The sequence below is a fragment of the Massilia sp. CT11-108 genome, assembly GCF_047302915.1.
Lineage (GTDB): Bacteria > Pseudomonadota > Gammaproteobacteria > Burkholderiales > Burkholderiaceae_D > Telluria > Telluria orientalis.
Map to the genome: position 1 here is coordinate 21,488 of NZ_JBKYMO010000022.1, position 6,734 is coordinate 28,221.

10 protein-coding genes are annotated in these 6,734 nt (G+C 62.1%); 1 reads left to right on the top strand and 9 read right to left on the bottom strand.

The window, feature by feature from the left end; genetic code table 11:
• Positions 1-13 precede the first annotated feature (13 nt).
• From ACEN88_RS04275 to ACEN88_RS04315, 9 genes are all read right to left on the bottom strand, one after another.
• On the bottom strand, positions 14-250 hold the full coding sequence (locus ACEN88_RS04275) for a BolA family protein (RefSeq protein WP_105380128.1): 237 nt from the start codon (positions 248-250) through the stop codon (positions 14-16).
• Between the two features lie 6 nt (positions 251-256).
• Positions 257-1,024 (bottom strand): ABC transporter permease, encoded by a 768-nt coding sequence (locus ACEN88_RS04280; RefSeq protein ID WP_413337555.1) that lies wholly within the window; start codon positions 1,022-1,024, stop codon positions 257-259.
• Entirely contained in the window at positions 1,021-1,953 is a 933-nt protein-coding gene (locus ACEN88_RS04285; RefSeq protein ID WP_413337556.1) for an ABC transporter ATP-binding protein, read from the bottom strand. The genes ACEN88_RS04280 and ACEN88_RS04285 overlap by 4 nt, the downstream gene beginning before the upstream one ends.
• Positions 1,954-2,052: 99 nt before the next feature.
• The gene (locus ACEN88_RS04290) at positions 2,053-2,328 is read right to left on the bottom strand and encodes a lipid asymmetry maintenance protein MlaB (RefSeq protein ID WP_371760708.1); all 276 of its coding nucleotides are present in this window, start codon (positions 2,326-2,328) and stop codon (positions 2,053-2,055) included.
• A gap of 2 nt (positions 2,329-2,330) precedes the next feature.
• The gene (locus ACEN88_RS04295) at positions 2,331-2,984 is read right to left on the bottom strand and encodes a phospholipid-binding protein MlaC (RefSeq protein ID WP_413337557.1); all 654 of its coding nucleotides are present in this window, start codon (positions 2,982-2,984) and stop codon (positions 2,331-2,333) included.
• Between the two features lie 77 nt (positions 2,985-3,061).
• Positions 3,062-3,925 carry a VacJ family lipoprotein gene (locus tag ACEN88_RS04300; protein WP_413337558.1) on the bottom strand — a complete coding sequence of 288 codons (864 nt, stop codon included), beginning with the start codon at positions 3,923-3,925 and terminating at the stop codon, positions 3,062-3,064.
• Complete coding sequence (gene mlaD / locus ACEN88_RS04305; RefSeq protein ID WP_413337559.1) at positions 3,922-4,395, bottom strand: outer membrane lipid asymmetry maintenance protein MlaD; 474 nt, start codon at positions 4,393-4,395, stop codon at positions 3,922-3,924. The genes ACEN88_RS04300 and mlaD overlap by 4 nt, the downstream gene beginning before the upstream one ends.
• 22 nt (positions 4,396-4,417) lie before the next feature.
• Positions 4,418-5,197 carry a lipid asymmetry maintenance ABC transporter permease subunit MlaE gene (mlaE, locus tag ACEN88_RS04310; RefSeq protein ID WP_371763178.1) on the bottom strand — a complete coding sequence of 260 codons (780 nt, stop codon included), beginning with the start codon at positions 5,195-5,197 and terminating at the stop codon, positions 4,418-4,420.
• On the bottom strand, positions 5,194-5,997 hold the full coding sequence (locus tag ACEN88_RS04315; RefSeq protein WP_413337560.1) for an ABC transporter ATP-binding protein: 804 nt from the start codon (positions 5,995-5,997) through the stop codon (positions 5,194-5,196). Before ACEN88_RS04315 ends, mlaE begins: the two co-directional genes overlap by 4 nt.
• 367 nt (positions 5,998-6,364) lie before the next feature.
• On the opposite strand from ACEN88_RS04315, the gene ACEN88_RS04320 reads away from it, so the two are divergent.
• Positions 6,365-6,734, top strand: a 370-nt coding sequence (locus tag ACEN88_RS04320) for a dienelactone hydrolase family protein (protein WP_413337561.1), incomplete at its 3' end; no start/stop codon positions are given.

Sequence of the window (6,734 nt, forward strand, 5' to 3'; positions counted from 1 at the left end):
GATTATCCTTGGCTCAGTTACCGTATTCGTCCGGGGTCAGCGTCTTCATCGACAGCGCGTGGATTTCCTCACGCATGCGGTCGCCCAGGGCGGCGTAGACGATCTGGTGGCGCTGGATGCGGCTCTTGCCGGCGAACGCGGGCGAGACGATGACGGCGCTGAAATGCTGGCCATCGCCCTCCACTTCCAGGTGGGTGCATTCCAGGCCCTTTTGGATGTAGCCGTGGATGAGTTCGGGTGTAGTAACCATGTTTTTTCAGTGACGCAGCTTGTAGCCGCGGCGAAGCAGATTGATTGCGATTGCGGAAAGAAGCCCGAAGAAGATGGCGACGATTGCCAGGCTTAACCAGGGCGACACGTCGGACTGGCCAAAGAAACCATAGCGGAACCCGTCAATCATATAAAAGAACGGGTTGAAATGCGAGACTGCAAGCCAGAACGGCGGAAGTTTCTTAATGGAATAGAACACACCGGCCAAAAATGTTGCAGGCGTGATCAAAAAGTTCTGGAATGCGGCCAGCTGGTCGAATTTTTCCGCCCAGATGCCGGCGATGACGCCCAGGGTGCCCAGGATGCCGGCGCCCAGCAGCGCGAACACGATGATCCACAGCGGCGCGACGAACGACAGGTGCGCGAACCAGGCCGTGATGATGAACACGCCGAAACCGACGGCCAGCCCGCGCACGACGGACGCCGTCACGTATGCGGACAGGATCTCCACGTGCGACAGCGGCGGCAGCAGGATGAACACGAGGTTGCCCGTGATTTTCGACTGGATCAGCGACGACGACGAGTTCGCGAACGCATTCTGCAGCACGCTCATCATCACGAGGCCGGGGACGAGGAACGACGTGTAGCTGACGCCATCGAGCATCTCGACGCGGCCATCGAGCACGTGGCCGAAGATCAGCAGATACAGCATTGCGCTGACGACGGGCGCGGCGATGGTCTGCGTCGCGACCTTCCAGAAGCGCAGGATTTCTTTATAAAACAGGGTGCGGAAACCCACGGAAAACGCGTTCATCGTACCGGGCTCCCTTCCATGATCTGGATAAAAATGTCTTCCAGGTCGGCCTGCTGCAGCTGCATCTCGTCGATCTCGGCGCCGGATTCGCGCAGGCGCGCGAGGATGCCTTCCACCTCGCTGTACTCGTTCACGCGGAGGGTGTACTTGTTGCCGCCGCTGTTTTTACCTTCATCACGTTCATCGTGCGCGACGAGGTGGCGCAGGCCTTCCGGCAGGCCGCCGTGCTTCAGGTGCACGACAAGCGACGAGCCGGATACGCGGCGCAGCAGCTGCGACATGGTGTCCAGCGCGACGACGTTGCCCGTCTTGAGCATGGCCACGCGCTGGCACATGGCCTGCGCTTCTTCCAGGTAGTGCGTCGTCAGGACGACCGTATGACCCTCGCGGTTCAGGCGCGCGATGAACTTCCACAGTGTCTGGCGCAGTTCGACGTCGACGCCGGCCGTCGGTTCGTCCAGCACGATCACGGGCGGTTTATGGACGAGGGCCTGGGCGACGAGCACGCGGCGCTTCATGCCGCCGGACAGCGCGCGCATGTTGACGTCCGCCTTGGGCGTGAGGTCGAGGTTTTCCATGACCTCGTCGATCCATGGATCGTTGTTCTTCAGGCCGAAATAGCCGGATTGCAGGCGCAGGGTCTCGCGCACGGTGAAGAACGGGTCGAACACGAGTTCCTGCGGCACGACGCCCAGCTTCATGCGCGCCTCGCGGAAATCCTGCACGACGTCGCGGCCGTGGATGCGCACGCTGCCGACGTCCGGACGAATGAGGCCGGCGATGGTCGAAATCAGGGTCGTCTTGCCGGCGCCATTCGGGCCGAGGAGGCCGAAGAATTCGCCTTGTTCGATGTTCAGTGAAACGCCCTTGAGGGCCTTGAAGCCCTTGTAGCTTTTCTCGACGCTGTCGATCTGGATGGCTGCTGTCATGCGTTGGGGATCCGAAGGACCGGAACCGTGCGGGTGAAACGAGCCATTATAGAAGAAAACGCCACGGCGTTCCGGGCCGTGGCGTTTTCGGCGGTGCGGTTACGCGCGGCCCAACAAGCCGTCGACGCCGTATAACTTTGCCAACGCATCGACGTTGGCCGGCACATTGATGAACTTCAGGCTGCGCCCCTGTCCCTGCGCGCGGCGCTGCCAGGCCAGCATCAGGGCCAGGGCCGAGGAGTCGGCGGCCTTGACGCCGCCGAGGTCGAACTCGGTTTCGCCGGCGGACACGGCGGCACAGCCCTGCGCCAACGCCGCTTGCGCGTTGTCGAACGTCAGGGCTTCCAGCGAGAGCATGGGATTCGCTTCCGCCATGCTTACTTCTGCGCGGACTTGGTCAGCGGCTTGTTGGCCAGCTGCTCGTTGCGGTCGTGCAGCTTCTTGATCAGGCCGTCGATGCCGTTCTTGCCGATTTCCGACGCGAAGGTGCTCTTGTAGGTTTCCACCAGCCACGCGCCCAGCACGTTCAGGTCGAAGATCTTCCAGCCCTGCGGGCCCTTGGCCAGGCGGTAGTTCAGGGTGATCGGCTCGCCGCGGGTCAGGTTGACCTGCGATTTCACCTCGACTTCCGTGTCGGCCGGGTCGGCGCGGAACGGCTTGAACTCGATGGTTTCGTTCTTGATCTGCGACAGCGCACCGGCATAGGTGTACACGAGCAGCGTGCGGAACTCGGCCGCCAGCTGCTTTTGCTGCTCCGGCGTCGCCTGGCGCCAGAAGCGGCCGGCGGCCTGGGCCGTCATCTTGTCCGAATCGACGTACGGCAGGATCTTGCTGTTGACCAGATCCATGATTTTCCTGTTGTTGCCGGCCTGGATGTCCTTGTCGGCCTTGACGCTCTCGATGACGTCGGTGGAGACGCGTTTCACGAGGGCATCCGGTGCCTCGACGGCGGCACGGGCCGGCGCGACGAGAACGGCGGTGGACATGGCCACGGCGGCGGCGGTCACGATCAGTTTTGCGATGGGCTTCATACGCTTCCTTTAATTTGGTTGGGTCTGGCCAAGCGGTCCCGCGTGCTGCGCGGACGGCCTGGCTGTACCGTCGTTAACTATTTGCTGGCCGGTTCGGATGACACGGGCGCCGCTGCGGGCTCTTCCGCGCCATCTTCGGGCACCGGTTTCGGGCCCAGTTTCACGCCCAGCTTCGATTCGACCTTTTCCTGGACCTTTTCCAGTTTTTCGTGGACCTTGTCGGCGCGTTCCTGCGCCTTGTCCGTGTCGAGCACCTTGCTGTTGCGGCGCTGCATGTAGCCGTCACGGATGAATTCGTAACGGTCGAGGGCGGCGTCTTCCAGCAGGTTCGACGCGTCCAGCACGCTGGCACGCTGGTCGACCGCACGCAGGACGATGCCGCTGGTGCGCCACGGCACATCGTTCACGTGGGTCCACGCATCGCCCCACCAGTCGGCGGGCAAGGTCGCGGTGTCACGGATCGTAGATGGGCCCAGCAGCGGCAACATCAAGTAGGGACCGCTCGGCACGCCCCAATATCCGAGGGTCTGGCCGAAGTCCTCGTTATGCTTGCGCATGCCGGCCGGAGTGGCGATGTCCAGCACGCCGGCGAGACCCAGCGTGGAGTTCACGGCAAAACGCATGAAATCGTTCAAGCCGTCTTGCCCTTTCAGCTGGGCAAAATTGTTCAGCGAGCTCCACAAATCGGTCAAGTTACCGAAGAAATTGTTCACGCCCGTTTGCACGAAGGTCGGCGTAACGTTCTTGTAGGCGGTGGCGGCCGGCTTCAGGGCGACGCGGTCGACCGTGTCGTTGAAGCTGAACATGGCCCGGTTGAACTTCTCGAACGGGTCTTTCGGGTTGGCGGTCGTCGCACAGCCACTCAGCAATACGGCTGCACCGAGTGCCAGCGCCAGGCCAGTGCGGGTACGCGGCGAGGCGGAGTCATTGCGGTTCGTCATTTGCTACTGTCCTTTCCTTCGGCTGCCTTGCTATAGATAAATTGATTAATCAAGTCTTCGAGCACTGCGGCCGATTGCGTACGGGTGATGCGGTCGCCTTCGACGAGATTGTTCGTGTCGCCACCGGCCTCGATGCCGATGTATTGCTCACCGAGCAGGCCCGAGGTCAGGATCTTCAGGGAGCTGTCCTTCGGGAACTTGTAAGCAGGATTCAAATCGAGGCGGACGATCGCCTGGAAGCTTTTATCGTCGAACGAGATGTCGCCCACGCGGCCCACGACCACGCCCGCGCTCTTGACGGCCGACTGCGGCTTCAGGCCGCCGATGTTGTCGAACTTGCCCGTGATCGAATAGGTCTTGCTGAACGAGATCGTGCTCATGTTACCGGCCTTGAGGGCCAGGAAAAGGAGCGATAACGCACCCAACAGGACAAAAAGGCCGACCCAGACGTCAATGGATTTACGATGCATAAATTTTTCCCAACTCTTCAGATTACTTGTTGAACATCAAGGCGGTCATGACGAAGTCCAGCGCCAGCACCATCAGCGACGCGATCACGACGGTGCGCGTGGTGGCGCGCGACACGCCTTCCGGCGTCGGCTGCGCTTCATAGCCCTGGAACAGGGCCGTGAACGTCACGGCCATGCCGAATACAAAGCTCTTGATGACGCCATTCATGATGTCGCGGCGCACGTCGATGTTCGCCTGCATCTGCGACCAGAACGCCCCTTCGTCCACGCCGATCAGCTGCACGCCGACGAGGTAGCCGCCGACCACGCCGATGGCGGAGAACACGGCGGCCAGCACCGGCATGGCGATCAGGCCCGCCCAGAACCGGGGCGCCAGCACGCGCTGGATCGGGTTGACGGCCATCATTTCCATCGCGGTCAGTTGCTCGCCGGCCTTCATGAGGCCGATTTCCGCCGTGAGGGACGTGCCGGCGCGGCCCGCGAACAGCAGCGCCGTCACGACCGGCCCCAGTTCGCGCAGCAGCGACAGCGCCACCAGCTGGCCCAGCTTTTCCTCGGCGCCGAACTGGCTCAGCGTGTAATAGCCCTGCAGGCCCAGCACCATGCCGACGAACAGGCCGGACACGGTGATGATCAGCAAGGAGTAATTGCCGATGAAGTGGACCTGTTCCGAGATCAGGGTCGGACGGCGCAGCGCGCCCGGCGCCTTGCCGAGCAGGCCGCCGAACGAACGCGTGACGAAGCCGACGCGGGCGAAAGTGTCGAGGACGAAGCCCCCGAGGAGTGCGAGAGGATTGGTCATCGCTTGCCTCCCAGGCCCAGGTCCTCGGCCAGCGATTTGCCGGGGTAATGGAACGGCACCGGGCCATCCGGCTCGGCGTTCACGAATTGTTTGACGTACGGATCGGTCGAGCGGCGCATCTCGTCCGGCGTGCCCGAAGCGACGATCCGGCCCGCGGACAGGAAATACACGTAATCGGCGATCAAGAAAGTTTCGTTCACGTCGTGCGAGACGAGGATGGACGTCGAGCCGAGCGCGTCGTTCAGGTTGCGGATCAGGTTGGCGGTCACGCCCATCGAGATCGGGTCGAGGCCGGCGAACGGTTCGTCGTACATGATCAGCGCCGGATCGAGTGCGACGGCACGGGCGAGCGCCACGCGGCGCGCCATGCCGCCCGAGATCTCGTTCGGCTTCAGGTCCGCGGCATTGCGCAGGCCGACGGCATTCAGGCGCATCAGCACCAGGTCGCGGATCAGTTCTTCCGGCAGTTCCGTGTGCTCGCGCAGCGGAAAGGCCACGTTCTCGAACACGGTCAGGTCGGTGAACAGCGCGCCGAACTGGAACAGCATGCCCATCTTGCGCCGCAACCTGTACAGGCCTTCGGTGTCGAGCTGGTTCACCACCTCGCCATTCACGGCGACGGTGCCGCGCTGCGGCTTGATCTGGCCGCCGATCAGGCGCAGGACCGTCGTCTTGCCCGAGCCGGAGCCGCCCATCACGGCAATCAGTTTGCCGCGCGGGAAGTCCATGCTCAGGTTCTGCAGGATCGGGCGATCGCCATACGAAAAATGCAGATCGCGAATTTCGACGAGGTTGGACACAGTGGATATTGGTATTTGGAGAATCCCGTATTGTAGTGCAGAAACGGCAAGGCCTGCAGGACACGGCCCGATTCCGGGGATGTTATCGACGTGATATTACAACATTACTAAACGAAGAGTCAGATATTTTGCGACATAAGTGCTTGTTTTTAATAACTTATGCATACAACACATTGTTTCACATCAGTAAACAATCTTTACAAATGCCGGAAAGAAACCCTTTTACGGGGACATCCTGAAGATCCACTACATCGCGATTCGGCGTCCTGTCCCGGACCTCGGGAACGGGCAAATGCCGGACTTTCGGTCACTCCCCATTTAACAATCGGATGCCGAATCTTTGCCCCTGCCAGATGGTCTAACGATCATGACAAAAGCCCTGGTCCACATCGACAGCGGCGCGGCGACGATGGAAGGCATGCTCGAGCTGCCCGACACTCCCTCCGGCGTCGTGCTGTTCGCGCACGGCAGCGGCAGCAGCCGTTTGAGCCCGCGCAACAACCACGTGGCGCACGTGCTGCGCGACGCCGGCATCGGTACGCTGCTGCTGGACCTGCTCACGCCGCACGAAGACCGTCAATACCATAACCGATTCGATATCTCCCTGCTGACGGGCCGCCTGCGCGCGGCAGCAAGCTGGCTGGGCGCGCAGGACGCGACGGCCCCGTTACCGCTGGGCCTGTTCGGCGCCAGCTGCAACGCGGCGGCCGACCCGGCGGTGCCCATCGCGGCCGTCG